The sequence below is a fragment of the Aquiflexum sp. genome (assembly GCF_041749095.1).
In the GTDB taxonomy this organism is placed as follows: Bacteria; Bacteroidota; Bacteroidia; order Cytophagales; family Cyclobacteriaceae; genus Aquiflexum.
The window spans coordinates 1-1,646 of record NZ_JBGTCA010000447.1 but is presented as its reverse complement, the minus strand read 5'-3'; the positions used below and the strand labels follow the sequence as shown (position 1 = coordinate 1,646).

Sequence of the window (1,646 nt, the reverse complement as noted above, 5' to 3'; positions counted from 1 at the left end):
AAAATGGCTCTATGAAAATCCCCATGAAATAAGTTTTGAAGAACTGGAATTTAAGGATGGAAAAATAATAGAGAGATATGGGTACACGGTACCTGCTCCGGATGGAAGTTATTTTGCCTGGAGCTGGATATTCAGAGATGTGACTGAACAGCGAAAGTTTCAACGAACAATTCAGGAAAGTGAGGAGAAATTCCGCCTTCTTGCGGATTCTATGCCAGAACATGTTTGGACATCAGACCCTAAAGGCAATTTGAATTATTTCAATCAATCCGTTTTTGAGTATTCGGGATTGGCGCCTGAGCAGATTCATAAAGATGGATGGATACAAATAGTGCATCCCGATGACAGGGACAAAAACATCAGGCAATGGTTAAATGCGATCAAAACGGGCAAAGATTTTCTGCTTGAACACCGCTTTCGCAGACATGATGGGGCATATCGTTGGCAACTTAGCCGGGCTATCCCACAAAGGGATCCCGAGGGCCGAATTCAAATGTGGGTAGGCACAAGTACAGATATTCAGGAGCAAAAAATGAGAGAAGAAAGAAAAGATGAATTCATCAGCATTGCCAGCCATGAAATGAGAACACCACTTACCACAGCAAAAGCATATTTGCAGATGCTCGAGCTGTCGCTCGATCAAGCCAATGACAAAGCCAACATATATGCGAATAAAGCGCATCAGGCCATCAACAGATTAAATGAATTGATCGACGAATTGCTTGACGTCAGCAAGATTCAATTCGGTAAATTAAATTATACCATTACCACGTTCAATTTTAATGAATTGATCGAAAGCACGGTGGAAAATGTCCAGCTTATTTCAAAAACCCATACCATTCACCAGACGGGAAAAGTACGTCAGGAAGTAAAAGGAGATAAAGAGCGGCTTCAGCAGGTGGTTATTAATTTATTGACCAATGCCATAAAATACTCTCCGGCCTCAAAACAGGTTGATGTTACGATTGCGGAGGACAAGGATATGATAACTGTGTCTGTAAAGGATACGGGTATCGGTATTGCCAAACATAGTTTATTCAAAATATTTGATAAATACCACCGGGTGGACGAGCACGCCGGACAATTTCAGGGTATGGGTATTGGTTTGTACATCTCTAAAGAGATTATCCAGCGGCACAAAGGCAAATTATGGGCTGAAAGCAAACCCGGCAAAGGCAGCACTTTTTATTTTAGTCTGCCGGTAAATATGATAGCTCATTGAGCGCGTCCCGGGCATTCCCGGTAATCAGGTGAACATATTACCGGCTCGTCCATTTGTATCAAAAGAGCCAACCCCAGATTGGCACAGATTAATCTGTGCAAAAAATCTGTGCAAATCACTGCCTCCGGCAGTCAGGCTTTAAATCTGTGGTAAAAAACAAAACCGTGGTTAAAAAATAAAGTAGTAAAAAAAGATTTAACCACAGATTTTCGCAAATTGGAACAGATTAATCTGTGCAAATCCTTTAAATCTGTGGTTCAAAAAACCATCTGCTAAACCCAACATCAATGTACCACGATAAATCTCCTTGCTGATGAACCTTTATCCGTGATTGATCTCACGATGTACATACCGGCTGCCAGGTCGCTCGTCGTTATAGTTTGGGTGTAAGTGCCATTGGTCAATCGACCATTGTAAATATTTT

General features: G+C 41.4%; 2 protein-coding genes. One reads left to right on the top strand and one right to left on the bottom strand.

The features are described from left to right. Nucleotides 1–1,222 (top strand): sensor histidine kinase (locus ACEW8O_RS20620; protein WP_373496516.1); only part of this gene is annotated, 1,222 nt, incomplete at its 5' end. A gap of 284 nt (nucleotides 1,223–1,506) precedes the next feature. On the opposite strand, the gene ACEW8O_RS20615 is transcribed toward ACEW8O_RS20620, so the two are convergent. Next, on the bottom strand, nucleotides 1,507–1,626 hold the full coding sequence (locus ACEW8O_RS20615; RefSeq protein WP_373496517.1) for a T9SS type A sorting domain-containing protein: 120 nt from the start codon (nucleotides 1,624–1,626) through the stop codon (nucleotides 1,507–1,509). Nucleotides 1,627–1,646 lie beyond the last annotated feature (20 nt).